We start from the raw sequence: 25,384 nt of genomic DNA on the forward strand, positions 1-25,384 counted from the left end.
CCCGGCCTGCCCGCGGCGCCCGGCTTCCCTGCGGCGCCCGGCCTCTCCGTGTCTACCGGCCTCCCCGCAGCGCCCGCGACGCCACCTCAGCCGCCCAGGGCGGAGCCGCCCAGCTCCTTCGCCGCCTCCGTCAGGTCCTTGGCCGTGTCGATCGCCCGCCAGTACGCCCCGTGCGGCAACGGGAACCCGGCCAGCCGGCGCTCCCGTGCCAGCCGGGGGAACGTCGTCCTCTCATGGTCACCGCGGTCCGGCAGCATCGCCGTGAAGGCGGGCGAGAAGACGTACACGCCCGCGTTGATCAGGTAGGGCGACGGAGGCGACTCGATGAAGTCGGTGATGTGCCCGAAGGCGTCCGTCTCCACCGCACCCCACGGAATGCGCGGGCGGGCCAGGGCCAACGTCGCGACGGCGTCCCGCTCCGCGTGGAACGATGCCATCTCCCGCAACGAGAAGCGGGTCCAGATGTCCCCGTTGGTCGCGTACCAGGGCGCCGACGCGTCGGGAAGCCGGGCCGCGGCATGCTTCAGACCGCCGCCCCGGCCCAGGGGCTCGGTCTCGACGACGGTCGTGACGCGCAACGGGAGCACGGCCGAGGCCAGCCACTCCTGCAACACGCCGGCGAGATGGCCGCACGAGACCACGGCGTCGGTGACCCCCTCGGCGGCCAGCCAGGACAGCTGATGGCCGATGATCGGGGTCCCGGTGCCCGGGATCTCGACCATCGGCTTGGGGCGGTCATCGGTGTACGGGCGCAGCCGCGAGCCCTGACCACCCGCCAGGATCACGGCCTGCGTCGGAAACGTATGCATGCGAGGCACGATATGCCGTGCCCCCGCACGCCCCGCTCAGCTGAACTGCGCGACGCCCGAGGCGAACGACGTGTCGCACACCGGACGGGAGAAGCGGTGCGCACGCGTCGGACCGTACTGGTCGACGGCGGCCTTGCCCAGCGCCTTGGCGATGGACATGCAGTGCTTCGCCAGCGACGGCCGGGCCTCCACCGTGCGCTGGAGGTGCGTGAGTGCGACACCCGGGTCCTCGTCCCGCAGCTCCAGGAGGAGCTTGTCGCGAAGGAGGTCCTGCGGAGCGCGCGCCTTGGCGCGCTTGGACACGGTCTCGGAGGCAGCGGTCAGCAGCTGGGTCTCGGTGTCCTGCCCAGACCACTGCACGCGGGTGACCGCGAGGGTCCCGGACAGGACCATGACGACGGGCAGTACGAGAGCGAGGGTTCGGCCGATTCGGCGCGCGGTGTGGGTCACGCAGGCGAGCGTAGCGGTCCGTGACGACGGGGCGACATTTCGTCACCCCTACGGGGGAGGGTTCGACCGGATCTTTCGAATCCGATGTTGACGAAGGCGGGCGGAACGCCCGCTGTGCCTGGGGATTCGGCGTCCCTCCGGTCCGAAACCCCCACCGGCCGGCCGCCACGCGAACGGCCCCGCGTCCCTGTCGGGAACACGGGGCCGAAGCGCACGGGCGGGGTCAGACGGTCAGACGCTCCCCGGTGGACGTCGCGAAGACGTGCAGCTCCTCGGGGCGCGGGACGACGTGCAGCTCGGTGCCCTTCTCCGGGACGGCACGGCCGCCGACACGGACGACGAGGTCCTTGTGCTCGCCACCGACCTGCGCGGCACCGTAGACGAAGCCGTCGGCGCCGAGCTCCTCGACCACGTTCACGGAGACGGCCAGACCGGCGGGGGCGCCGGAGGATGCCTTGGACAGACCGGTCGCGGCGGCGCCACCGTGCTCGACGATGTCGAAGTGCTCGGGGCGGATGCCGACCGTGACGGTGCGGTCGCCGCGGTCCGCGGCGGCGGACAGCGCCGCGCGGGAGACCGGGACGACGCTGTTGCCGAACATCACGCCACCGTCGGTGATCGGGACCTCGACGAGGTTCATCGCCGGGGAGCCGATGAAGCCGGCCACGAAGAGGTTCGCCGGGCGGTCGTACATGTTGCGCGGCGAGTCGACCTGCTGGAGCAGACCGTCCTTCAGGACCGCGACCCGGTCGCCCATGGTGAGGGCCTCGACCTGGTCGTGGGTCACGTAGACGGTGGTGATGCCGAGGCGGCGCTGCAGGGACGCGATCTGCGTACGCGTCGACACACGGAGCTTGGCGTCGAGGTTCGACAGCGGCTCGTCCATGAGGAAGACCTGCGGCTCACGCACGATGGCGCGGCCCATCGCGACACGCTGGCGCTGACCACCGGAGAGGGCCTTCGGCTTGCGGTCCAGGTAGTCGGTGAGGTCCAGCATCTTGGCGGCCTCTTCGACCTTCGCCCGGATCTCCGTCTTGTTGATCCCGGCGATCTTGAGCGCGAAGCCCATGTTGTCCGCGACGGTCATGTGCGGGTACAGCGCGTAGTTCTGGAACACCATGGCGATGTCCCGGTCCTTCGGGGGCAGGTGCGTGACGTCGCGGTCACCGATGCGGATCGCACCGCCGTTGACGTCCTCGAGGCCCGCGAGCATGCGCAGGGAGGTGGACTTGCCACAACCGGAGGGACCGACGAGGACGAGGAACTCGCCGTCCTCGATGTCGATCTCGAGCTGGTCCACGGCCGGCTTCGTGGAGCCGGGGTAGACGCGGGACGCCTTGTCGAACGTGACACTGGCCATGGCTGTTCTTCTCCTCCACCGGCAGGAACGTGCCGGACGATCCGAGTAAGGGAGTGACTGGTCCACTGGAGTGAACCTGCAGTGACGCTACCTGGCGTTTTGGGATCTGTCAGTAGTTTCCGGCGGGGAAGTCCGCCGGCAGAGCACCGCACTTTTGACCATGTGCAGACGTGGACAGAGCGCCGGACTTCCGGCCCCTCCGATCGCAGCACTTCCTGCTTCAGCACCCGCCGCCGGCCGGACACGCCCCTGAGGGGCACCTCCGCCCGGTCTTACATGGGCTCCACGGGCATCACGACCGGCGGCCCGCCGGCCCGCACCGCACCTCTTCACGCAGTGGGCAGCATGTCCGCCGGATCAGATGCCCTGATCACCGGTGGCGGCACCCGTCCGGGCGGCTGCGCGGAGGTCACCAGCCGGTACAACCGCATCCCTTCCTCCCGGAGATTGCGCGCGGCGTTCACGTCCCTGTCATGCGCAGCGCCGCACTCGGGGCACGACCACCGACGCACCGATACGGGGAGCGGCGGACCCTTCACGTGGCAGTCGGCACACCTGCGTGTCGAAGGGAAGAAGCGGTCGACGATCACCAGCGTCCGCCCGTACCAGGCGCACTTGTAGCGCAGCTGCCGTAGCAGCTCACCCCAGGCGGCGTCGATGATCGACCGACGCAGCCCCGCCCTCCGCCGGCGCCCCTTTCCGAGGGCCGGCCGCAGCAGGTTCACGATGGCCAGATCCTCCACCACGAGCACTTGGTTCTCGCGCACGAGGCGGGTGGTCAACTGGTCCAGCATGTCCCTGCGCACGTCGCTGATCAGCGCATGGAGCCGAGCGATGCGCTCCCGGGCCTTACCCCGGTTCGCGGAACCCTTCTTCTTCCGGTGCAGCCTCCGCTGCAACCGCGCCAGCTCTTCCTCGTACTTCCGCAGCAGCCGTGGGTGCTCCACCTTCGTCCCGTCGTCCAGCGTCACCAGCGCTGCCAGACCGAGATCGATACCTACCGCTCTCGGCTCACGGCCTCCCGGCAGGAACGCGCCGGGCAACGGTGCGATCCGCTCTTCGACCAGGACGGAGACGAAATACCGACCGGCTCGATCCCGAGTCACGGACAACTTCACCGGGTCGATGCCCGCCGGCAGTGGCCGCGACCACCGCACGGCGAGTGGATCCGACTGTTTGGCGAGCGTGAAGTGCCCCGTACCCGGAAGCTCCGCGTCCTCCACCCACCGGAAACCCGTCCGTACGTACGTCGCGGTGTCCCGCGAGCGGTGCTTCCTCTTCCGCTGTGGATACTTGGCCGACTGCTTGAAGAAGCGTGTGAACGCCCCGTCCAGGTGGCGCAACGACTGCTGCAGCACTGTCGACGACACCTCGCGCAGCCAGCCCGTCCCCGGCGCCTGCCGCCACCCCGTCAACGCACGGCGCGACTCGGCGAAACCCACCGACACCCGGTGCTGCTCCCAGGCGCCGGCTCGCAGAGCCAGGCCCTCGTTGTAGACCCAGCGGCAGGCCCCGAAGGTCTTCTCCAGCTGCTCGGCCTGTGGCGCAGTCGGGTAGAAGCGGTAGCGGTACACGCGCTGCCGGGTGCCGGGCTCCTTGGCCCGGCTCCTCACGGCAGTCGGTGCGCGGTCGTGATGCTTCCTGCGGTCCGCTATGTGCAGGGCGTCGCGTTTGATGCGCCTGGCCTCTGCGCCCGTCACCCGCACCGGCTGTTCCGTCGCGTCCGTCATGCCCGCCCCCTCCGGCTGACCGATATGCGGAACAGCACGTCAGTCCTCCTAACGCACAGGTGGTCGGATGGTCACGGTGGCGAGGCAACTCCGTGGAGCGGGAGGCGAGCCGCTGTGTAGAGTGAGGGCTGCTTGCGCCTGCGGTTCTTTCGTGCGCGCGCTGCCGCCTTAGCTCAGTTGGCAGAGCAGTAGCCTTGTAAGCTTCAGGTCGTCGGTTCGATTCCGACAGGCGGCTCCAATGCCAGGTCAGCGCCATGCTGGCCTGGTTTTTTGTGCCCGGGCCGCGATGTCGCCGCAGATCGGCCACTCGCCGGACAGCGGCGTTTCCCTCCGTGTAAGACATGTGCAGGAAACGTGGAGACGGGTGGGGGGCGCGGCAGATGAGTCGTCGGTCGAATGGTCTGGTCGGTGCGTGGGCGGAGTCCCAGCGACAGCTCCAGAGACAGCATGAAGCGCAGCATCGCGCCGCTGCACAGGCCGCGCGCGAGCAGGAGCGTGCGCGACGGGCCCATGAGCGGGACATGGCGCGGCTGCACCGGGAGCAGCAGGCCGAGTACCGGCGTCGGCGCGAGGCGGATGCGAGGCAGCGTACGGAGGAGCTGGACGCTCGCGTCGGCATGCTGGAGGGGCTGCTGGCGGCCGGTTCGCGCGTGCCGGCGTTCCGGACCGCGTCACTGGCGCGCGCAGAGGACGTCGAGCCGTTCGCCCCGGGGCAGTTGGCCCTTCCTGTCCGCATGCCGGATGTGAACCGCTACCAGGCGCAGGGTGGCTGGACCGCTGGGAGGCGGGCGCAGGCGCAGCAGGAGGCGCAGGCTCGGTACCAGCAGGACTGGCAGGCCGCGCAGGCGGCCGAAGTGCAGCGGCAGCAACAGCTCGCGCTGTACCGGCGTCAGTACAACGACTGGGCCGAGGGGCAGTTGGGTGAGATCCGTCGGCACAATGCCGGTGTCGCCGAGATGGCTGTGGCACTGCGGCAGGGCGATGTGGACGCGGTGGTGCAGTACTTCTCGGCTGCGCTGTACGCCTCATCGGCATGGCCGGCGGACTTTCCCCGGCAGGTGACGGCTGCGTTCGATCCGGCGGGCAGGCAGCTGGTGCTGGACTGGGAGTTGCCGGGTCTGGCGGTCGTGCCCGAGTCCAAGGCCGTCCGGTACCTGGTGGGGACGGACCAGGAGAAGGAGACGCCTCGGCCCGCCGGCCAGCGGAGGGCCCTGTATCGGGACGTTCTGGCTCAGTCCATGTTGCTCGTGCTGCGGGACGTGTTCGCGGCGGACGAGTTCCGGGTCGTGGAGTCCGTGGCCCTGAACGGCTTCACGGATGACGTGGATCCGGTGACAGGGCGGCCGTCGGCCGTGTTCCTGAGCACGGTGATGGTGTCGCGCGCCGAGTTCGCCGAGTTGAACCTGCAACAGGTCAGCGCTGTCGACTGCCTGGTGGAGGGACTGCGGGGCCAGTTGTCGACGCGTCCCGATCAGCGGGTGGCCGTGCGGCCGGGCCGGGTGCCGGGCGATCTGGGGTCAGGCGCGGTGTCACACGGTGGCGGCGGGGATCCGGACCTGCTGGAGATGGATCCGATCGCGTTCGAGGGGCTGGTGGCCGAGCTGTTCCGGGCGCGGGGGATGCGCGCGGTGACGACGCAGCGGTCGAATGACGGTGGTGTCGATGTCGAGGCGCTGGATCCTGACCCGATCAGCGGCGGGAAGATCATCGTGCAGGTGAAGCGCTACCGGAACACCGTCCCCCCGAGTGCGGTGCGTGACCTGTACGGCACGGTGCAGGGCGCGGGCGCCAACAAGGGCGTGTTGGTGACGACGTCCGGCTTCGGGCCCGGTTCGTACACGTTCGCCAACGGCAAGCCCCTGACCCTTGTGTCGGGTACGGAGCTGGTCGACCTTCTGGGCCGTTGTGGTCTGCGGGGGAGGTTGTCGACGGGCGAGGGAGGTGCCGTTGTGCCTGCTCAGCGGTTGTCGCCGGTCGGTGAGCAGGAGCCGGGTGGTGATCACAACGTGCTGGGCATGACGTGGTCGGGCGACGTGAAGCTGGATGTCTGCGCACTGGTGTGCCGTGGTGGCCGGGTGCTCAGCGACGATCACTTCGTCTTCTTCAACAACCCTCGGACCCCTGAGGGCGCGGTGCGGGCCGTACCCGGGTTCGCGGGGGACAGGGCGGCCGTGCGGGTGGCGTTCGACGCGCTGCCGGCCGCGGCGGACCGCGTGGTCCTCGTGGCTGCCGTCGACCCGGAGGCGGACCCCGGTGGGGACCTCGCGGGCTTCACCGACGCCGGGATCCGGCTGCGGGACGCGGCAGGTGTGGAGCTGGAACGTCTGGAGGTGTCCGACGGCCGGGCGGGTGAGGTGGCGCTCGTACTCGGGTCGTTCCGGTTGCGGGGTTGCGGTGACTGGGAGTTCGTGGCCGGGGGGAAGGGCTACCCCGGCGGGTTGGGGGCCTTGGTACAGGAGTACGGCATCGAGGTGGCGTAGCGGCTCCGCTCCTGCCGCGTCGACGACCTTTCTGCCGTTGTCGTCCATCGGGCAGGCCGCCGGCGGACGATGAATCTAGTGCCGCCCCGAGATCCGGTTCGCGAGCCTGGCGAGGGGGTCTGTGGCCGGGCTGGACGAGGTGGTCTCGCGGCGGTCGGCGGTGCGGTAGGCCGCGTACAGGGTGTGGACGCCGAGCCAGCGCAGGGGTTCGGGTTCCCAGCGGCGGACCTTGTGGTCGACCCAGGGGAGGGCGGTCAGGTCGGTGGGGCCGGCCTGGCCGGAGTCCTGCTGGATGAGGTCGCGCAGGGTGCGGGCGGCGAGGTTGGCGGTGGCGACGCCGGAGCCGACGTAGCCCCCGGCCCAGCCGAGGCCGGTGGAGCGGTCCAGTGTGACGGTGGCGCACCAGTCGCGCGGGACGCCGAGCACGCCGGACCAGGCGTGGTCGATGCGGGTGCCCGCGGTGGTGGGGAAGAAGCGGACCAGCAGGTCGCGCAGGGCGTCGATGGTGGCGGGCTGCGTGCGGCCGTCGTTGTCCGTGGCGGAGCCGTAGCGGTAGGGGATGCCGCGGCCGCCGAGGGCGATGCGGTCGTCGGCGGTGCGCTGGGCGTACATGTAGGCGTGGGCGGTGTCGCCGAGGGTCTCGCGGCCGTCCCAGCCGATGGTGTCCCAGAGGGACCGGGGGAGGGGCTCGGTGACGATCATGGAGGAGTTCATGGGGAGCCAGGTGCGCTTCTGGCCCTTGATGTTCGCGGTGAAGCCCTCGGTGCAGCGCAGGACGTAGGGGGCGCGGACGGTGCCGTACGGGGTGACGGCGTGCTTGGGCTTGATCTCGGTGACGGGGGTCGACTCGTGGATCGTGACGCCGAGGGCTTCCACGGTGTCGGCGAGGCCCTTGACCAGCTTGGCGGGGTGCAGGCGTGCGCCGTGCGGGGTCCAGCTGGAGCCGACGGCTCCGGTGACGTGGACGCGCTCGGCGGTTTCGCGGGCGCCTCGCAGGACGCGGTCGGTCTCGCCGAAGGCGATCTCCACGGAGTGGAGGTCCTTGAGGCGGGCGAGCTGGGCGGGGGTGCGGGCTATTTCGAGGACGCCGCCGTGGTGGATGTCGGCGTCGATCTGCTCCTCGGCGGCGATGCGGATGACTTCGCCGACGGTGTCGTTCATGGCCTGCTGGAGGCGGACGGCGGCGTCGTGGCCGTGCAGCCGGGCGTAGCGGTCGCGGCCGGCGATGCCGTTGTAGAGCCAGCCGCCGTTGCGGCCTGAGGCGCCGTAGCCGCAGAACGCGGCCTCCAGGACGGTGATGTTGAGGAAGGGGACGGCCTTCTTGAGGTAGTACGCCGTCCAGAGCCCGGTGTATCCGCCGCCGACGATGCAGACGTCGGCGGTGGTGTCGCCGGGGAGGGGTTCGCGTGGGGCCGGGGTGCCCTGGTGTGCGTACCAGAACGATATGCCGCCGTTGACGGTACTGACGGTGCTCATGTGTCCCCTGCTTGTCCGTGTGCAGCCGAGTCGCTGGCAGGACGTTACTGCGTGCGCGGGGGTTCCGTCCCGCCGCGGCCGTACGCTCGAGAGGTGATCGAGGTTCCCGAGGAGTTGGCCGCCGGCCAGTGCGCTCACAACGGTGAGTCGGGGCGGGCGTTCGTCGCCGCGTTGCCTGGTCTGGCGGAGAGGTATCTGGAGGAGTGGGGGCTGCGCCTGGACGGGGCGGCGATGTACGGGATGTGCGCGTTGGTGCTTCCGGTGGTGCGGGAGGGAGACGGGCGGCGGACTGCGCTGAAGTTGCAGGCGGTGGACGAGGAGACGGTGGGGGAGCCGGTCGCGCTGCGGGCCTGGGGGGAGGCGGGGGCCGGGGCTGTGGTGCTGCTGGAGTACGACCCGGAGACGGGAGCCATGCTGCTGGAACGGCTGGACGAGCGGCGGCCGTTGACCGGGGTGGTGGATGCGCGGGAGGCGGTGCGGGTGCTGGCGGGGTCGTTGGCCCGGCTGGTGCGTGTACCGGCTCCGGTGGGCCTGCGGCGGCTGGGGGATGTGGCGGCGCGGATGCTGGAGGCGGCCCCGGTGGCGGTGGGGTCGTTGGCGGAGAAGGACGAGCGGCGGCTGCTCCTGGACTGTGCCGGGGCGGTGCGCGAGGTGGCGGGTGAGCCGGGGGACCGGTTGCTGCACTGGGATCTGCACTACGCCAACGTTCTGGCCGGGCGTGCGGAGGAGGGCCGGGGCGGCGAGTGGGTGGTGCTCGATCCGAAGCCGCTGTCCGGGGACCCGGGGTTCGAGTTGTTCCCGGCGCTGGACAACCGGTTCGACGCCTCCGAGGTGCGGTGGCGGTTCGATCTGCTGACGGACGTACTGGGCCTTGACCGCGAGCGGGCGCGTGCGTGGACGCTGGGGCGGGTGCTGCAGAACGGTCTGTGGGGGATCAGGCGTGGGGCGGTGCGGCTGCCCGCGGACCACGCGGAGATCGCGCGGCGGTTGCTGGGGCGGAGCTGAGGGGCGGGCGTGCGGCCCGCGTGTCTAGGGTGCGTCCATGATTCGTTTCGCTACCGCAGAAGATGTTCCGGTCATCCACGCCATGGTCCGGGAGCTGGCCGATTACGAGAAGGCGCTCCACGAGGCGAACGCCACCGAGGGGCAGTTGCGTGAGGCGCTGTTCGGGGAGCGGCCTGCGGCGTACGCGCATGTCGCCGTGTCGGACGAGGACGGCGAGGTGGTCGGCTTCGCCCTGTGGTTCCTGAACTTCTCGACGTGGCGCGGGGTGCACGGCGTGTACCTGGAGGATCTGTACGTGCGTCCGGAGCGGCGTGGTGGTGGGTACGGGAAGGCGCTGTTGCGGGAGTTGGCGCGGGTCTGTGTGGAGCGGGGCTACGGGCGGCTGGAGTGGTCGGTGCTGGACTGGAACGCTCCGTCGATCGCGTTCTACGAGTCGCTGGGCGCGCGTCCGCAGGACGAGTGGACGGTCTACCGGCTGACGGATGACGCGCTGCACGGGTTGGGGGCGGGCGCGTAGGGCGTCGAGAGCAGTGGTCGCGGTTGTCCGCGGCGGGGAGTGGGCGGTCGGTCCGGGTCGGTGCCCGCGCCGCAACGTGGCTTTGTTTCGCCTGAGTTCGGCCTTTCCGGCCGGGTAGCCTGGGCCCATGCACCTCCCGTGTCCGGGAGCAAGGGGCGCCGGCCCCGGCGGAGGGATTAGGGGTTCTTCGCCGGGGCCGGTCCCCTGTTCGGGCAAGGCGGTGGCCCCCTGCCGCCTTGGCGGTGAGCCGTCGGTTCGCCGTTGTCCCGGATGAGGAAGGTGCAAGATGGCCGCACAGGGCAAGGAGTCGTGGTTCAGGGAACTGGCCTCGAAGTTCGCGGTCGCGCTCGCTGTGAAGGCGCTGTGGGCGGCGATCACGAGACTGGTTCTCCGCGACGACGCCTGAGTACGTGCTGTCCGGCCGGTCCTAGGAACCCCTTGCCAGGGCCGGCCGTCCCCGCCATGCCCTGCCGCCCGCCTCGGTGCCACCCGCGTTCGCGCCCCTGCCGTGCGCTACCCGCCCTGCGCCGCCTGGTGTCGATGGTTTGTCCGGTGCTTCTCCCGTCCTGGCGGAGCCGGTCGTGTGATCGGCTGACGGGCTCTGTCGGTGGTGTGCGTCACGATGGGGGCATGGCAGGGAGAGGCAGTACAGGTCGCAGGGGTGCGGGGGCGGACGGGAAGGGTGCGGTGGCGTCGGCACGGCGGCCGGAGGTCCGGTTGCCGCCGCTCGTCGCGTACGCGGGTGAGGGGCTGGAGCCGGACGGGGATTACGACGGTGTGCGGTTCGAGGAGACCGAGCTGGCGGATGCCTCGGGGCCGGGTGCGCGCTTCATGGACTGTGAGCTGCGGGGGTGCGGTCTGGACCGGGCGGAGCTGGTGCGGGCCAGGTTCGTCGACTCGGTGCTGACGGGTGTCCGTGGTGTGGGCACGGATCTGTCGGAGGCGTCGCTGCGGGACGTGGAGATCGTGGACGCCCGGCTGGGCGGGGCGCAGCTGCACGGTGCGGTGCTGGAGCGGGTGCTCGTGCGCGGTGGGAAGATCGACTATCTGAATCTGCGCAGGGCGCGGCTGAAGGACGTCGTCTTCGAGGGGTGCGTGCTGTCCGAACCGGATTTCGGGGGCGCGCACCTGGTGCGGGTGGAGTTCCGTGACTGTGTGCTGAGGCGGGCGGACCTGAGCGCTGTGCGGATGGAGTCGGTGGATCTGCGGACGGTCGCCGAGCTCGACATCGCGCGGGGTGTGGAGCGGCTGGCGGGGGCGGTGATCAGCCCCTCGCAGCTGATGGAGCTGGCTCCGGCGTTCGCGGCGCAGATCGGGGTGCGGGTGGAGGCGTGAGCCTCGGTGCCGCGTGCGGGCCGGGGACCTCAGAGGCGGGGGAAGCGGGCCTGGAGGTCCCAGATGATCGGGTTGTCGGCGAGGCCCTCGTGCATATCGGCCAGGTCGGCGATCAGGTCGTGGAGGAAGTCGCGGGCCTCGCGGCGCAGGACGGAGTGGCTGAAGGTGAGCGGGGGTTCGTCGCCGGGCATCCAGTCGGCTTCCACGTCGACCCAGCCGAAGCGGCGCTCGAAGAGCATGCGGTCGGATGACTCGGTGAAGTCCAGCTCGGCGTACTGCTGCCGGTGGGAGCGGTTGCCCCGGGGGTCCTGGTCGATCTGTTCGACGATGTCGCAGAGTGCCCAGGCGAAGTCCAGTACGGGCACCCATCCCCAGGCTGTGGACACTTCCCGGTCGGCCTTGGTGTCGGCGAGGTAGACGTCCCCGGAGAAGAGGTCGTGCCGCAGGGCGTGGACGTCCGCGCGGCGGTAGTCGGTCTGCGGGGGGTCCGGGAAGCGCCGGGAGAGGGAGTAGCCGATGTCGAGCACGCCTCCGATGGTGTCATGCCCGGAGGCGGCCCGGTCCCGGCGGCCGGACCCGGCCGCGGTCGGGCCGGGTCCGGTCCGGCCCCGGTCATGCTTCGGTGTTCGGTCCGGTCATGGCTCGGGGTCGGGTCCGGTCATGCTCGGGGCCGGTCCGGTCCTGTTCCGGGTCGGTTCCGGCCCGGCGGTGCTTCGGGGCCCGGCGGTGCTTGCGCTCTTGGTGCGGTCGGGCCGTCGTCAGGGCACCAGCCGCTGTTCCTTCGCGACGGCGACCGCGCCAGCCCGGGTGTCGACGCCGAGCTTGTCGTAGATCCGGCCCAGGTGGGTCTTCACCGTGGCCTCGCTGATGAACAGGGCGCGAGCGATGTCCCGGTTGCCCAGGCCCCGGGAGAGCTGGGCGAGGATGTCGAGCTCGCGGTCGGTGAGGGTGGGGCGGGGCGTGCGCATCCGGGCCATGACGCGGCCGGCGACGGGCGGGGAGAGCGTGGTGCGGCCCTGCGCCGCCGCGCGGATCGCCGCGAACAGTTCCTCGGGGCGCTCCGCTTTCAGCAGGTAGCCCGTGGCGCCCGCCTCGATCGCGCGGGTGATGTCGGCGTCGGTGTCGTAGGTGGTGAGGACGAGGACGTGGACGGACGTGGTGGCGATGCGGCGGGTGGCTTCCACCCCGTCGATACCCGGGCCCAGTTGGAGGTCCATCAGGACGACGTCGGGTGCGAGCCGGGTGGCCAGGGCGACGGCCTCCTCGCCGCTGCCGGCTTCGCCGACGACCTCGATGTCCTGTTCGCCGCCGAGGAGCGCGAGCAGCCCGGCGCGCACGACGGCGTGGTCGTCGCAGAGCAGGAGGCGTACGGGCGCGGTCATGTGCGGTCCTTCGCAGGGGGTGTGTCGGGGAGCAGGGGGACGGCCGCCGAGAGGACCGTCCCCTCGCCGGGGGCCGACTCGACGGTGAGTGTGCCGCCGAGCTGTCGCACCCGGGCCCGGATGGCGGGCAGGCCGTGGCCGCGTACGCCGCCGGGTGGGCGGGGCGCCGGCCGGGTGGTGTCGAAGCCGTCGCCGTTGTCGGCGATGTCCAGGACGACGCGGTCGTCGAGGTGGGTCAGGGTGAGCGCCGCGGCCGACGCGTGCGCGTGCTCCCTCACGTTGGCCAGTGCGCCCTGGGCGATACGCAGGAGCGCGGACTGCACCCGGTCCGGGAGCGGGGTGGCGGCGGCGCCCTCCACGTGGCAGCGGACGGTGGTCCGGCCGTGGGACTGGGCGGTCTCGCGTGCGGCGAGCGCGTGCAGGGCGGCTTCCAGGCCGCCGCCCTCCGCCAGGTCGGCCGGGGCGAGGTCGTGGACGAAGCGCCGGGCCTCGGCGAGGTTGCGTTCGGCGATGCTCCCGGCCGTGCGGACGTGGTGGCGGGCGAGTGCGGGATCGGTGTCCCAGGAGCGTTCCGCGGCCTGGAGCAGCATCTGCTGGCTGGAGAGGCCCTGCGCCAGGCTGTCGTGGATCTCCATGGCCAGCCTCTGGCGTTCGGCGAGGGTGCCTTCGCGCCGTTCGGTGGCCGCCAGCTCGCGCCGGGCGTGGAGCAGGTCGTCGATCAGCTCCCGTTGGCGTGCGGTCTGGCGCTGCATGGACACGAACACGGCGGTGGCCAGGGCGGCGACGGCGGGCGGGGCCAGCAGCAGGTTCGGGTCGAAGCCCGGCGCGAGCCGCAGCTGCGCGGTGACGACGAACAGGGTGAGCAGGGAGACCAGCGCCAGGGCGGCACGGAGCGGCAGGACGCGCAGTCCCGTGTAGAAGAGGGGTACCGCGCACCAGGCGAAGCTCGGTGCGAGGAGGACGAGGACCATCCAGACGACGACGAGCACGCCGAGCCAGGTGAGCCGGCGTGGTGTGAGGCGTGTGCCGAGCACGGGACCCACGGCGTAGAGGCCGGCGAGTGCGGCCGACAGCGCGATGATCCAGGGGGTCCGTGCCTCTCCGGGGTGGCGCGTCAGGAAGCGCGCGAGTGAGGCGCCGAGCAGCAGGAAGAAAGCGGCGTGCGCGAGCAGGGCGGGCCAGCGGGCGTCCGGATCCGCGTCGGTGCCCGTGCCCGCGCGCGGGGTCACGCGCCCGCCCCCGCCCCCGTCCGCAACCGTGTCCGCGTCCGTAGGGGTGTACGCGTCCTCGCGCGGGACGTCGCCGGCTTCCCGGGCCGCGTCCGGGGTGGCTGCCGGCTCGCTCGGGTCCTGCACCTCGTACCTCGCGCTTCGTGCGGATGGCGGACTTGCTGCGTGCGCGCCGACGACGTCACCTGGACCGCTCCGGGAGCCGGTGCGGCCGGCGACCTGGGCGGTCGGCGATCCGGGCGGTCGGCGACCTGGACGGTGGACGGTCCGGGCGGTCGGCGGTACAGGGCGGTGGACGGCCTGGGCGGTCCGGCCGACCGCTGCTGACCTGCGCGGACACCCCATAGTGCCCCCGCCCGGCCCGTCGCGCATCAACCGATCGGCCGATGGGACCGTCAGCCGACGGGTGCGCGGGCTCCAGCCGGTGAGCCGACGGTACGGACCCGGGTCCGGCCGGAGGATCGACACCGGAAGCAAGAACGGCTCGAGGCCGAGCCGCACCGATGGAGGAGCCCTCATGAAGAAGCTGTCGCTGCGCACCCGTGTCCTGACCGGTGCCGTGGCCGCCGCCGTGCTGAGCGCCGGAACGTTCGGCGCGATGTCGGCGAACGCGTCCGCCCCGGCTGCCGCCCCCACGGCCGCCACCGGGAAGGCGGACACCGCCGACCGGAATCTCAGGCAGTCCACCCACCTGACGGTGGCCGCCGCCACCAAGGCGGCGCAGGCCGCCCTGGACGCGGCGGAGAAGGACGGCCAGCGCGTCTCCGTGGCCGTCGTCGACCGCGACGGGAACACCGTGGTGGCGCTCCGGGGCGACGGCGCCGGCCCTCAGTCACCCGGGTCCGCCGAGCGGAAGGCGTACACCGCCGTCTCCTGGAACGCTCCGACCTCCGAGCTGGCGGGGCGCTTGGCGAAGGCGCCGAACCTCAAGGACATCCCCGGCACGCTCTTCCTCGCGGGCGGCACGCCCGTGCAGGCCAAGGGCGCCCCGGTGGCCGGTGTCGGGGTGGCCGGTGCGCCGAGCGGCGACCTGGACGAGAAGTACGCCGCGGCGGGCGCCGCGGCAGTCGGCCGGTAGGCACGCGGGCGCTCCCGGGGCCCGGCGCCCCGGCCGGCGTCACGGCCCGGCGGACGTGCGCGGCCCCCGGCCGACGAGTCACCGGTCGGTCCGGGGGCCGCGTGGACGAGGCGTTACCTCAGAGGTTGACGCCGAAGTCCTGGGCGATACCGCGCAGGCCCGAGGCGTAACCCTGGCCGACCGCGCGGAACTTCCACTCGGCGCCGTTGCGGTAGAGCTCGCCGAAGACCATGGCGGTCTCGGTGGCGGCGTCCTCGCTCAGGTCGTAGCGGGCGATCTCGGTGCCGCCGGCCTGGTTGATGATGCGGATGAAGGCGTTCCGCACCTGGCCGAAGTTCTGGCTGCGGGTCTCGGCGTCGTAGATGGAGACCGGGAACACGATCTTGTCGATGTCCGCCGGGAGGCCGGCCAGGTTGACGTTGATCTGCTCGTCGTCGCCCTCGCCCTGGCCCGTGACGTTGTCACCGGTGTGGACGATGGTCTGGTCCGGCGTCGCCTTGTTGTTGAAGAAGACGAAGTGGCCGTCGGAGTAGACCTTGCCGGCGGCGTTGACCGCGATCGCCGAGGCGTCGAGGTCGAAGTCGGTGCCGGTGGTGGTGCGGACGTCCCAGCCGAGGCCGACCGTGACGGCGGTGAGGCCCGGTGCCTCCTTGGTGAGCGAGACGTTGCCGCCCTTGGACAGGCTTACTGCCATGGGAAGTCCCTTTCCTCGTCGTGTGCGGGCTTCGTGCCATCACGAAAGCTACCGCCACCCGTCATAACGCAGACAACGGACCACGAGGTTCCTGGTCGCTTTACTTTCTTTGCCGAACTTCTGGTCGAACGACCGCAAAAGAAGGTGACGAACGGCCCGCGGGCCAGGGACCATGGGTGTCATGTCCGGGCCCTATGTCATCCGCGGTGCCGTCTCCCTGCCGGAGGCCGAGCTCATGTGGCGCTTCTCGCGCTCCTCGGGACCGGGCGGGCAGCACGTCAACACCAGCGACTCCCAGGTGGAGCTCCGGTTCGACCTCGCGGCGACCGAGGCGCTGCCCGAGGCCTGGAAGGCGCGGGCCCTCGAGCGCCTGGCGGGCCGGCTGGTCGGCGGTGTCGTCGCCGTACGGGCCTCCGAGCACCGCTCCCAGTGGCGCAACCGCGAGACGGCGGCCGTGCGGCTGGCCGCGCTCCTGGCGGAGGCCACGGCGCCGCCCCCGAAGCCGCGCCTCAAGAAGAAGATCCCGCGCGGCATCAACGAGCGCCGGCTGCGGGAGAAGAAGCAGCGCGGCGACACGAAGCGCGGGCGCTCGGGCCGCGACTGGTGACGCCTCGCGGGCCCGGCGGCCGGTGGCGGCCGCCGGGCCCGCGACGCCCGCCCCGGACGGGCGCGCTTCCCCCTCGGGGCCGGCAGCGCCCGCTGACCAGGTCCACGACGCCGGCCCCGGCACCCGCCCGCCCCGGACATCAGGGCACCCCACACACCCCCGACAGGTGCGGTGTGTCACCCCAGGCGCCGGTAGCGCCCCTTGAAGTACGCCAGTGGTTCGGCCTCCGGGCTGGGCAGCTCCGCCGTCAGCACCCTGCCGATCACCAGCGTGTGGTCGCCGGCCACGACCCGCTGTTCCGTGCGGCACTCCAGGGTGGCCAGTGCCCCCTCGATCAGCGGGGCGCCCGTGAGTTCGCCGCGTACGGACGCGAGGTCCTCGAACAGCAGCCGGTCGCTGATCCGGCCCTTCATGGCGAACCGCCCCGCGATCTGCCGCTGGCTCTCGGCCAGGACCGACACGGCCCACAGGGGCTGCTCGGCCAGCAGGTCGTCCATCCGGGAGTCGTTGCGCAGGCTGACCATGACCAGCGGCGGGTCCAGGGAGACGGAGACGAAGGCGGTGGCGGTCATCCCGACGTCCTCGCCGCGCCCGTCCGCGTCGAGAGGCGGTTCCTCGGCGGTGATCAGCACCACGCCCGCGGCCAGTCGGGCCAGGGCGGCGCGGAATCGGTCGTTGCTCACCCCTTCAGCATGGGGGACGGCTTCGGGGCGCGGGGTGGGGGGAGTCGTCTGCGGCACATCCGGCACGCTAGCGCCGCCGGGCGTGGCGGCGCATCGGGCCAGGGGACCAGCCGGGTCCTAGGACCGGGGCGAAGCGCACGGCCCCCGCGTGCGAGGGGCGGATTTGCGTACCGGAAGGGGACGGGGGTGCTTCGAGGGCGTCCCGACCCCTTCCTCCCCAGTTGTGACTTGACTCACAGAGCGCGAAATTTGTTGACCCTGTGTACCGGGTGCACAGCTCACTGTGATTCAGTGGCCGTGACACTGCAACAAGTACGTCGATATGAAACCTGGAGTTGCTGTCGAGGTCTCGGGGAGTGCGAGCAATGGAGGCCGAGTCGGAGCCGTACGTCCGTCTTGCGACGATGCGGCAGCTGCACCAGGCCGTCGCTGATCTCAACACGGCGCGGAGTCTGGCGGACACACTGCAGACCGTGGCGGACGGCATCGTCGCCGGTCTCGGTTACGAGCTGGGCTGCGTCAATCTGGTACGCCCGGACGGGGATCTCGTCGTCGCCGCCTTCGCCGGCAACTCCGCCGCGGAAGCCCTGATCACCGGCCGTGTCGGCTCGCGGGCGTCGTGGGACCGGCGGCTGTCGATGGGCGAGGCCTGGGACGGGCTCCGGTTCATACCCCACACCGAGGGCTGGGTCCTTCTCGACGACGACGTACCGCAGTGGCACACCGAGGGTCCCGAGCCCCGGTTCGAGGACGAGTGGCACCCCCTGGACCGCCTGTACGCCCCGATGTACGCCTCCGGCGGAGGTATGGACCTCTTGGGCGTCCTCTCCGTCGACAGGCCGCGCAACGGGCGCCGCCCCGGCGCATGGGGGCGCGAAGCACTCCAGATGTACGCCTCCCAGGCGGCCATTGCGATCAGTAACGCCCGCCTCCGAGCAAACATGCAGCGCGCCCTCGTGCGGCTGGAGCGCGAGCAGCAGGCGCTCCGGGCCAGTGAGGAATCCTTCCGCCAGGCCTTCGAGTACGCCCCCAGCGGCATGGCCATCGCGGAGATGGGCGGGGACCAGCACGGGCGGCTGCTGCGCACCAACGACGCGCTCTGCCGTCTCCTGGGCCGTCCCGCCTCCGTCCTTCGCCGGTACTCCTTCGCCGACCTCGTCCATCCCGAGGACATCGGGACGCTCCTGCGCACGTCCGCCGAGGGCGGGCGCGCGGAGCTGCGGCTCGGGCGCAGGGACGGCACCTACCTCTGGGTCTCGCTGCGCAACTCCGTCGTCGCGGACACGGCCGACGGCCCGCGCTTCCTGCTGACGCACGTCGAGGACATCGAGGAGCGCAAGCGCAACGAGCTGAACCTCGCGCACCGCGCCTCGCACGACGCGCTCACCGGTCTGCCCAACAGCGCCGAGCTGCGCGCCCGGCTGAGCGCCCGGCTGTGTGAGAGGCCTCACGCCTCGGCCACCTCCACCGCGATCGAGGCGCTGGACGCGGCGTACGGGGACGTCGAGGCGTCGTCGGCGCACGGCTACCACGCCGACGGCTACGAGGCGGACGGTCCCGGCGGCTACGACCACCATGTGCACACCGCGGCCCCGCATCCGGAGCGGGACGACGGGACGAAGGGGCTCGCGGTGCTCTTCTGCGACCTCGACGGCTTCAAGTCCATCAACGACCGTTTCGGGCACCACGCGGGTGACGCGGTCCTCATCGAGGTCGCCCGGCGCCTCACCACCTGTGTGCGGGACGGTGACACCGTCGCGCGGCTCGGGGGTGACGAATTCGTCGTCCTCGCGGACGGCCTGGGGGCCGCGGACGCCGCGGATCTGGCCGTACGCTTGCGTAACGCCATCATTCCGCCCATCCGGGTGGACGGCCGGGCGGTCAGGGTCGGGGCGAGTTTCGGTATCGGCTGGGCAGAGTGCGGCATGACCGACGAAGAGGTCCTGCACTCCGCCGACCAGCGGATGTACGTGGAGAAGCGGTCCCGGTCGAAGGTTCACCGCAGGGCCGGCTGACGTTCACACGGCGGCTTTCCCCGTACCGCGCCCCGTTTCCGGGGCGGCCGAGCGCAATTCGGCGCGTGCTCCGTTCGGGGTAGGCTCGGCCGGTCGGCGACGGCTGGCGACATGGTGAGGAGTGACCCAGGGATGACGGCCGGAAACAACGGCGCGAGCAAGCCCGAGGACGACGATCCGTTCGGCTATCTGTACGCGGACGGGCAGGCGGCAGGTGCGCAGCCGCCCGGCCAGGGTGGTTACGGCTACCCGGGGCCCGCAGCCGCGCCGCAGCCCGGCGTGCCCAGAACCTCGTACAACCAGGTGCGCACCGTCGGTGAGCGCCAGCGGCCCTACGGGCAGGTCCCGCCGCAGCAGGCGTACGGGCAGCAGGCATACGGCCAGCAGTCCCCGCAGCAGGCGTACGGCCAGCCGAATCCGCAGTACGCGGCTCCGGAGACCTACCCGGGCGGTGCGCCCTCGGCGCAGCCCGGTTCGCACGGTGGTGGCCGTGCTGCGGGTCCGGGCCGTGGCGGCCCCAACACCAAGGCGTTGCTGATCGCCGCGGTGGCCGTGGTCGCGGTGGTGCTCATCGGTATCGGTGCCGCGCTGATGACCGGTGACGACGGGGAGAAGAAGAAGGACGAGGCCGGTTCGTCGGCAGGCCCGGCGGGTGAGGTCGAGGACTCGCCGAAGCCGGAGAAGTCCACGAAGCCGTCGGAGGAGCCGGTCGAGCTGCCCAAGCAGGACGCGGCGACGCTGACGCTCGGGGGTACCGCCGCCCTGGACAGTTCGGTCAAGGGTGCCAAGGGCGCGAACGGCCAGTACATCAGCCTCAACGAGGTCGGCCGCTCGGCGACCTGGACGGTCGACGTGCCGCAGGACGGCCCGTACACGCTGTACGTGACGTACGGGGTGCCCGGCAAGGACGCCAAGACGTCCCTGACGGTCAACGACGGAGAGCCCCGTTCGATCAACATGAAGAACTTCGCGCACGCCGCGGAGGGCGACCTGGAGAAGGGCTGGACGAACACGTACGCGTACGTGCAGCTCAAGAAGGGTTCCAACACGCTCATGCTGTCGTGCCGCGAGGGTGACTCGTGTGATGCCAACCTCGACCAGCTGGAGCTGAAGTCGGGCCACATCAAGTAGGTCCGCCCCGTGGGGAGCTCCCCGTGCCCCGGTCTCGCCCCGCGAGCCGGGGCACGGGTGTGTCCGGGCACGTGTTCAGGCGGCGGGTGCGTCCGGGCCCCGGTGTGTTCAGGCGGCGGGTGCGTGGGCGGCGACCGTGACGCGTGTCAGCAGGTCCTCGTACGCGGCGCGGTCGAACTCGCCGGCCGCGGGCGCGAGGGTACGTCAGGTCGAGCGCGGTGATCAGCGTGACGGTCAGTATCACCTGCGCCGGCCCCCGGTTCCTCGGTCGTGTCCCCGCGCGCCGTCTCCTCCGTGGCGCACCCCGATGATCATGCCAAAGGGAAGGCGGCCGTCCCGGACCTGCCGGACAACCGCCGTCTCTTCGTTACGTGTTCAACTTGCCGCCGCCCGTGCGCGGGCGGACGTCAGCGCACCGGCTGCGGCTCGATGATCCACTCGCCGCGGCGCATGACGCCCTTGAGGGCGAAGTCCGCGTCGAGGACGACGAGGTCGGCGTCCTTGCCCGGGTCGAGCGAGCCGACCCTGTCGTAGAGCCCGAGCAGGCGGGCCGGGGTGGCGGAGACGGACCGTACGACGTCGTCGACGGGAATGCCGTCGAGCGTCACGGCCCTGCGGAAGGCGGTGTCCAGGGTCAGGGTGGAGCCGGCGATCGAGCCGCCCTCCACCAGGCGTGCGACCCCGTCCTTCACCTCGACCGCGAGCGGGCCGAGTTCGTAGTGGCCGTCACCGGCTCCGGCCGCGTCCATGGCGTCCGTGATGAGTGCGACCCGGTCGGCACCCGCGTGGCGGTAGGCCAGCTCCAGGGAGGCCGGGTGCAGGTGCGTGCCGTCGTTGATCAGCTCGACGGTGACCCGCTCGTCCTCCAGGAGGGCGGCGATGGGGCCGGGAGCGCGGTGGCCGAGCGGGGGCATCGCGTTGTACAGGTGCGTGGCGACGGTGGCGCCGGCGTCGATGGCCTCGACCGTCTGCTCGTACGTCGCGTCGGTGTGCCCGACCGCGGCGATGACCCCGTGCTCCCCGAGCAGCCGCACGGACTCGATGCCGCCGGGCAGCTCGGTGGCGAGCGTGACCATCTTGGCCGTGCCGCGGGCCGCGTCGAGCAGCTTGCGGACCTCGGCGGGGTCGGGGTGGCGGAGCAGTTCCTCGCTGTGGGCGCCCTTGCGGCACGGTGCGATGAACGGGCCCTCGAAGTGGATCCCGGCGAGCTCGCCCTGCTCCACCAGCTCGGAGAGCAGGCCGGCCTGCCGGGCCAGGAAGTCCATGTCACCGGTCACGGTGGAGGCGACGACGGTCGTGGTGCCGTGCGCGCGGTGCGTGCGGACACCCGTCAGGACGTCCTCGGCGGTGCCGGTGGCGAAGGACGCACCGCCGCCGCCGTGGTTGTGCATGTCCACGAACCCGGGTACGACCCAGTGGCCCGAGAGGTCGACGGTCCGGGCGCCCTCCGGTGTGCTGCCGGCGATCCGGGTGCCCTCCACGATCACCCGGCCGTTCTCCACGGTCCCGGTGGGCAGCACCACCCGGGCACCTGCGAGAACTGTGCTGTCTGCGCGTCCGGCCATCAGGCGGATACCTCCGTGGAGAGTAGATCCCAGGCGAGCAGCCCTGCGCCCAGGCATCCGGCGGTGTCCCCGAGGGCCGCCGGGACGATGTGGGGCAGCTTCTGGAACGTGATCCGTTCCTCGACAGCCGCACGCAGTGGTGTGAACAAGGTTTCCCCCGCCTCGGCGAGACCGCCACCGATGATGAGCGTGCGCGGGTCCAGCAGAGTGAGCGCGGTGACCAGCCCGGCGGCGAGCGCGTCGACGGCGTCCTGCCAGACGAGCAGCGCCGCGGGGTCACCCGAGGCCACGGCCTTCGCGCAGTCGGCGGCGTCCGCGTCCGGGTCGCCGGAGGCGGCTGCCCACGCGCGGGAGACGGCCGCGGCGGAGGCGAGTGTCTCCAGGCAGCCGCGCTGTCCGCAACCGCAGTCCGGTCCGTCCGGCCGTACGACGACGTGCCCGATCTCGCCGGCACAGCCGTGGGCGCCCGCCTCGATCGTGCCGCCGATACCGATGGCTCCGGCGATGCCGGTGCCCAGCGGCACGAAGAGGAAGCGGTCGGCGCCCCGGCCCGCGCCGATCCGGCCCTCGGCGAGGCCGCCGGTCCGGACGTCGTGGCCGAGGGCGACCGGTATGCCGCCGAGCCGCTCCCCGAGCATTCTCCGCAGTGGTACGTCGCGCCAGCCCAGGTTGGCGGCGTACACGGCGATGCCGCGCTCGGCGTCGACGATGCCGGGCACGGCGACGCCCGCGGCGACGGCGCCCTCGCCGAAGTGCTCCTGGCCGTACGCGAAGAGGTCCGCGGCGAAGCCGAGGATGGTCTCCACGACCGCCTCGGCGCCACGCTCCCTGGCGGTGGCCCGGCGTGCCTCGTGGAGCAGGGTGCCGTCGGCCCCGACCAGTGCGGCCTTCATTCCTGTGCCGCCCACATCGAGGGCGATGACGTGTCTCACGGGAGACAGTTTCGCCCGTCGACCCCTAAAAGGTCTAGTCCACTAGCGCGGTTTGTTGAGCACCCATACAAATCGCCCCTGCTAGATTGCGCAATCGGCACCGCGGTGGTGTAGACCTCCAGATCGGCCCTCGGGCGGATCGCGGGTCGCCGCGGAGCATGATCGGTGCGAGACGAACGTAGGGGTGGCAGGGCTGTGCAGCGGCGCTTTGTAGGTCTGACCGCGGCGGTGGCCGCACTCGGGATGGCGGCGACGTTGTCGGGGTGCGGGTCCGAGAGCGGTTCGGGTGACGTCACCCTGAAGCTCGTGGCGGCCGATTACGGTACCGGCGCGGAGAACAGCTCCGAGAAGTACTGGACCGGCGTGGCCCAGAAGTTCGAGGCGGCCAACCCGGGCATCGACGTCGACGTGAGCGTCTACTCCTGGAAGGACGTCGACCGCAAGGTCGCCGAGATGGTGAAGGCGGGCCGGGCCCCCGACATCGCCCAGATCGGGGCCTACGCGGACTACGCCAAGGCGGACAAGCTCTACACGTCCGACGAGATGCTCGCCATCCGCACCGAGTCCAACTTCCTGCCCTCCCTCATCGAGGCCGGCGAGGTCGACGGCAGCCTGTACGGGTTGCCGTTCGTGGCCAGCACCCGGCTGCTCTTCTACAACAAGGGCCTGTTCTCGAAGGCGGGGATCGACGCCCCGCAGACCTGGGACGACATCCGCCGCAACGCCGCCGCGCTCAAGGCACGGGGCGTGAAGTACCCGTTCGCCCTGCCGCTCGGCCAGGAGGAGTCCCAGGCCGAGACGCTGATGTGGCTGCTCAGCGGGGGTGGCGGGTACACGGACGACGTCGGCAACTACGACATCGACTCCCCGGCCAACATAGCGACCTTCGAGTGGCTGAGGGACGACCTCGTCGGCAAGAAGCTCACCGGCCCGGTCGCTCCCGGCGAGCTGGACCGGGCGACGGCCTTCAAGGCCTTCACCGACGGCGAGGTGGGCATGCTGAACGGCCACCCGACGCTGATGCAGGAAGCCGAGAAGAAGGGCGTCGACGTCGGCATGGTCCCCCTCCCGGGAGCCGAGGGACCGACCAAGGGGTCGATGGGCGTGGCCGACTGGATGATGGGCTTCAAGCAGAACGGCCACCGGGTGGAGATAGGCAAGTTCCTCGACTTCGCCTACAGCGACGAGAACGTACTGGCCTTCGCCGACCAGTACGACCTGCTGCCCGTGACCGGCACCGCCTCCGCTGCGATGGAGGCCGACGACAAGCACAAGCCGTTGCAGGCGTTCCTGGCGGCGCTGCCCAACTCGCAGCTGTACCCCTTCGGCAAGACGTCGTGGGCCCAGGCCAGCGAGGCGATCAAGGAGAACATCGGCTCCGCGGTCGAGCCGAACGGCAACCCGGAGAGCGTGCTGGGGTCGATCGCGACCAGGGCCCGGGAGGCGGAGAGCGCGGAGTAGGTTGGTCGGCATGACCGACCACGCCGCCCCGCTGTCCGACCAGGAACGCGCGGTGCTCGCCGTGGAGCGGCGCTCCTGGCCGGGCCCGGGCGCGAAGGAGCGGGCCATCCGGGAGCAGCTGGGCATCTCGCCGGTGCGCTACTACCAGCTCCTCAACGCCCTCCTCGACGACCGCCGCGCCCTGGCGGAGGACCCGGTGACGGTCAACCGCCTGCGCCGGGTCCGCGAAGCCCGCCGGGACCGCCGCTGACTCGCCCGCCCTCCTCTCCCCGCACGTGCCGGAGTCCCGGCCCGGGAAGGGGCGGGGTACGCGGGTAGGGGAACGGCCCGCCGCGGGAGCCGGGCCGTAGGCCGCACACGGGGTCGCGCGCCGGGTCACGCCCGGGCCGCGCGCCTGGTCACAGTCGGGCCGCACGCGGGACCGCACCCGGGACGCGCGCCGGGCCACACACCGGACCACGCGCCGGGTCACACCCGGGCCGCCCGCCGCGTGCCGGGCCGCCCGAGGACGCGGGCGGCGCTGCGGGTGCCTGCCCGCCGCGAATTCCCCGCCCCCCGATACGCTCGGACCATGGGCAATCCGGATCTCCCCCTCCCGACCCCGACCACCCAGGCCGGCCGCGAAGGCCTCGCCGCGCTCCTGGCCCGACCCGACCGCGCGGTCGTCGCGCTGGACTTCGACGGCACGCTCGCCGACATCGTCCCCGACCCGGAGCGGTCCCGCGCCCACCCCGGTGCCGTGCCGGCCCTGTCCGCGCTCGCCCCGCAGGTCGCGTCCGTCGCCGTGATCACCGGCCGCCCGGCCGGCACCGCCGTCCGCTACGGCGGCTTCGCCGGGGCGTCCGGCCTCGACCACCTCGTCGTGCTCGGGCACTACGGCGCCGAGCGCTGGGACGCCGTCACCGGCAGCGTGCGGGCCCCCGCCCCGCACCCGGGCGTCGCCGCCGTCCGCGAGGAACTCCCCGGCGTACTGCATGAGGCCGGGGCGGACGCGGCGGACGAGCACGGCACCTGGATCGAGGACAAGGCTCACGCGATCGCCGTGCACACCCGCCGCGCCCGGGATCCGCAGGCGGCGTTCGAGGCCCTGCGCGGCCCGCTGGCCGCCCTCGCGGACCGGCACGGCCTGATCGTCGAACCGGGGCGCCTCGTCCTGGAGTTGCGCCCGCCGGGCATGGACAAGGGAGTCGCCCTGGCGGAGCACGTACGCGCCACGGGCGCGGAGTCCGTCCTCTACGCGGGCGACGACCTCGGCGACCTCGCCGCGTACGCCGCCGTCGAGGAGCTCCGCACGTCCGGCGTCCAGGGCCTGCTGGTGTGCAGCGGCAGCGAGGTGCCCGAACTCGCCGAGCGCGCCGACCTGGTGCTGCCCGGGCCGGAGGCCGTCGTGGGCTACCTCGCGGCACTCGCCCAGCGCGTCCGGCCGCAGGGCGGCTGACGGCCGA

General features: G+C 71.9%; 23 protein-coding genes and 1 tRNA gene. 12 read left to right on the forward strand and 12 right to left on the reverse strand.

Translation table 11 applies throughout. From position 1 onward, the window contains the following. Positions 1-86 precede the first annotated feature (86 nt). The 4 genes from ABZ371_RS06230 to ABZ371_RS06245 all read right to left on the reverse strand — a co-directional run bounded on the left by ABZ371_RS06230 (position 87) and on the right by ABZ371_RS06245 (position 4,349). Positions 87-809 carry a nucleotidyltransferase family protein gene (locus ABZ371_RS06230; RefSeq protein ID WP_358674231.1) on the reverse strand — a complete coding sequence of 241 codons (723 nt, stop codon included), beginning with the start codon at positions 807-809 and terminating at the stop codon, positions 87-89. Between the two features lie 36 nt (positions 810-845). Then, a complete protein-coding gene (locus tag ABZ371_RS06235) occupies positions 846-1,259 on the reverse strand; it encodes a hypothetical protein (protein WP_358674234.1) in 414 nt (137 codons plus the stop codon). A gap of 223 nt (positions 1,260-1,482) precedes the next feature. Further along, a complete protein-coding gene (gene ugpC, locus ABZ371_RS06240) occupies positions 1,483-2,619 on the reverse strand; it encodes a sn-glycerol-3-phosphate ABC transporter ATP-binding protein UgpC (RefSeq protein ID WP_358674237.1) in 1,137 nt (378 codons plus the stop codon). A gap of 329 nt (positions 2,620-2,948) precedes the next feature. Beyond that, positions 2,949-4,349: a transposase gene (locus ABZ371_RS06245; protein ID WP_358674240.1), complete on the reverse strand. Its 1,401-nt coding sequence runs from the start codon at positions 4,347-4,349 to the stop codon at positions 2,949-2,951. Between the two features lie 162 nt (positions 4,350-4,511). On the opposite strand from ABZ371_RS06245, the gene ABZ371_RS06250 reads away from it, so the two are divergent. Further along, a tRNA-Thr gene (locus ABZ371_RS06250) sits at positions 4,512-4,587 on the forward strand. A gap of 142 nt (positions 4,588-4,729) precedes the next feature. Continuing rightward, entirely contained in the window at positions 4,730-6,829 is a 2,100-nt protein-coding gene (locus ABZ371_RS06255; protein ID WP_358674243.1) for a restriction endonuclease, read from the forward strand. Between the two features lie 75 nt (positions 6,830-6,904). On the opposite strand, the gene ABZ371_RS06260 is transcribed toward ABZ371_RS06255, so the two are convergent. Continuing rightward, positions 6,905-8,305, reverse strand: a complete 1,401-nt coding sequence (locus ABZ371_RS06260) for an FAD-dependent oxidoreductase (RefSeq protein WP_358674246.1) — start codon at positions 8,303-8,305, stop codon at positions 6,905-6,907. A gap of 93 nt (positions 8,306-8,398) precedes the next feature. Between ABZ371_RS06260 and ABZ371_RS06265 the strand changes: the two genes are divergently transcribed. From ABZ371_RS06265 to ABZ371_RS06275, 3 genes are all read left to right on the forward strand, one after another. Further along, complete coding sequence (locus ABZ371_RS06265; RefSeq protein WP_358674249.1) at positions 8,399-9,310, forward strand: aminoglycoside phosphotransferase family protein; 912 nt, start codon at positions 8,399-8,401, stop codon at positions 9,308-9,310. 37 nt (positions 9,311-9,347) lie between these two features. After that, a complete protein-coding gene (locus ABZ371_RS06270; protein ID WP_358674252.1) occupies positions 9,348-9,827 on the forward strand; it encodes a GNAT family N-acetyltransferase in 480 nt (159 codons plus the stop codon). 630 nt (positions 9,828-10,457) lie between these two features. Next, the gene (locus ABZ371_RS06275) at positions 10,458-11,162 is read left to right on the forward strand and encodes a pentapeptide repeat-containing protein (RefSeq protein WP_358674255.1); all 705 of its coding nucleotides are present in this window, start codon (positions 10,458-10,460) and stop codon (positions 11,160-11,162) included. A gap of 29 nt (positions 11,163-11,191) precedes the next feature. Here ABZ371_RS06275 and ABZ371_RS06280 read toward each other — a convergent pair whose 3' ends face one another. The 3 genes from ABZ371_RS06280 to ABZ371_RS06290 all read right to left on the reverse strand — a co-directional run bounded on the left by ABZ371_RS06280 (position 11,192) and on the right by ABZ371_RS06290 (position 13,773). Next, positions 11,192-11,689 (reverse strand): hypothetical protein, encoded by a 498-nt coding sequence (locus ABZ371_RS06280; protein WP_358674258.1) that lies wholly within the window; start codon positions 11,687-11,689, stop codon positions 11,192-11,194. A gap of 231 nt (positions 11,690-11,920) precedes the next feature. Continuing rightward, positions 11,921-12,544 (reverse strand): response regulator transcription factor, encoded by a 624-nt coding sequence (locus ABZ371_RS06285; protein ID WP_358674261.1) that lies wholly within the window; start codon positions 12,542-12,544, stop codon positions 11,921-11,923. Further along, positions 12,541-13,773, reverse strand: a complete 1,233-nt coding sequence (locus ABZ371_RS06290; protein WP_358674315.1) for a sensor histidine kinase — start codon at positions 13,771-13,773, stop codon at positions 12,541-12,543. Before ABZ371_RS06290 ends, ABZ371_RS06285 begins: the two co-directional genes overlap by 4 nt. Before the next feature lie 517 nt (positions 13,774-14,290). On the opposite strand from ABZ371_RS06290, the gene ABZ371_RS06295 reads away from it, so the two are divergent. Next, positions 14,291-14,851, forward strand: a complete 561-nt coding sequence (locus ABZ371_RS06295) for a heme-binding protein (protein ID WP_358674264.1) — start codon at positions 14,291-14,293, stop codon at positions 14,849-14,851. Positions 14,852-14,969: 118 nt separating this feature from the next. Here the strand turns inward: ABZ371_RS06295 and ABZ371_RS06300 are convergent, their stop codons facing one another. Next, positions 14,970-15,545 carry a TerD family protein gene (locus tag ABZ371_RS06300; protein ID WP_358674267.1) on the reverse strand — a complete coding sequence of 192 codons (576 nt, stop codon included), beginning with the start codon at positions 15,543-15,545 and terminating at the stop codon, positions 14,970-14,972. Positions 15,546-15,717: 172 nt separating this feature from the next. Between ABZ371_RS06300 and arfB the strand changes: the two genes are divergently transcribed. Then, positions 15,718-16,152 carry an alternative ribosome rescue aminoacyl-tRNA hydrolase ArfB gene (gene arfB, locus ABZ371_RS06305; protein WP_358674270.1) on the forward strand — a complete coding sequence of 145 codons (435 nt, stop codon included), beginning with the start codon at positions 15,718-15,720 and terminating at the stop codon, positions 16,150-16,152. Positions 16,153-16,328: 176 nt separating this feature from the next. Here arfB and ABZ371_RS06310 read toward each other — a convergent pair whose 3' ends face one another. Continuing rightward, entirely contained in the window at positions 16,329-16,835 is a 507-nt protein-coding gene (locus tag ABZ371_RS06310; protein WP_358674273.1) for a flavin reductase family protein, read from the reverse strand. A 365-nt stretch (positions 16,836-17,200) separates the two neighbouring features. Between ABZ371_RS06310 and cdgB the strand changes: the two genes are divergently transcribed. Both cdgB and ABZ371_RS06320 read left to right on the forward strand, forming a co-directional pair. Beyond that, positions 17,201-18,850 (forward strand): diguanylate cyclase CdgB, encoded by a 1,650-nt coding sequence (cdgB, locus tag ABZ371_RS06315; RefSeq protein WP_358674276.1) that lies wholly within the window; start codon positions 17,201-17,203, stop codon positions 18,848-18,850. Positions 18,851-18,982: 132 nt separating this feature from the next. Next, the gene (locus tag ABZ371_RS06320) at positions 18,983-19,981 is read left to right on the forward strand and encodes a carbohydrate-binding protein (protein ID WP_358674279.1); all 999 of its coding nucleotides are present in this window, start codon (positions 18,983-18,985) and stop codon (positions 19,979-19,981) included. Positions 19,982-20,388: 407 nt separating this feature from the next. Here ABZ371_RS06320 and nagA read toward each other — a convergent pair whose 3' ends face one another. Continuing rightward, complete coding sequence (gene nagA / locus ABZ371_RS06325) at positions 20,389-21,546, reverse strand: N-acetylglucosamine-6-phosphate deacetylase (RefSeq protein WP_358674282.1); 1,158 nt, start codon at positions 21,544-21,546, stop codon at positions 20,389-20,391. Next, positions 21,546-22,478 carry an ROK family protein gene (locus tag ABZ371_RS06330; RefSeq protein ID WP_358674285.1) on the reverse strand — a complete coding sequence of 311 codons (933 nt, stop codon included), beginning with the start codon at positions 22,476-22,478 and terminating at the stop codon, positions 21,546-21,548. Before ABZ371_RS06330 ends, nagA begins: the two co-directional genes overlap by 1 nt. Positions 22,479-22,721: 243 nt before the next feature. Here ABZ371_RS06330 and ABZ371_RS06335 point away from each other — a divergent pair, with 243 nt between their 5' ends. The 3 genes from ABZ371_RS06335 (at position 22,722) to otsB (ending at position 25,377) form a co-directional block, all read left to right on the forward strand. Beyond that, complete coding sequence (locus tag ABZ371_RS06335; RefSeq protein ID WP_358674317.1) at positions 22,722-23,939, forward strand: extracellular solute-binding protein; 1,218 nt, start codon at positions 22,722-22,724, stop codon at positions 23,937-23,939. Between the two features lie 10 nt (positions 23,940-23,949). Further along, positions 23,950-24,189, forward strand: a complete 240-nt coding sequence (locus ABZ371_RS06340; protein ID WP_358674288.1) for a DUF3263 domain-containing protein — start codon at positions 23,950-23,952, stop codon at positions 24,187-24,189. 321 nt (positions 24,190-24,510) lie between these two features. Next, positions 24,511-25,377 (forward strand): trehalose-phosphatase, encoded by an 867-nt coding sequence (otsB, locus tag ABZ371_RS06345; protein ID WP_358674291.1) that lies wholly within the window; start codon positions 24,511-24,513, stop codon positions 25,375-25,377. The last annotated feature ends 7 nt before the right edge of the window (positions 25,378-25,384 follow it).

Origin of the sequence: Streptomyces sp. NPDC005899 (assembly GCF_040629645.1) — a bacterium.
In the GTDB taxonomy this organism is placed as follows: Bacteria; Actinomycetota; Actinomycetes; order Streptomycetales; family Streptomycetaceae; genus Streptomyces.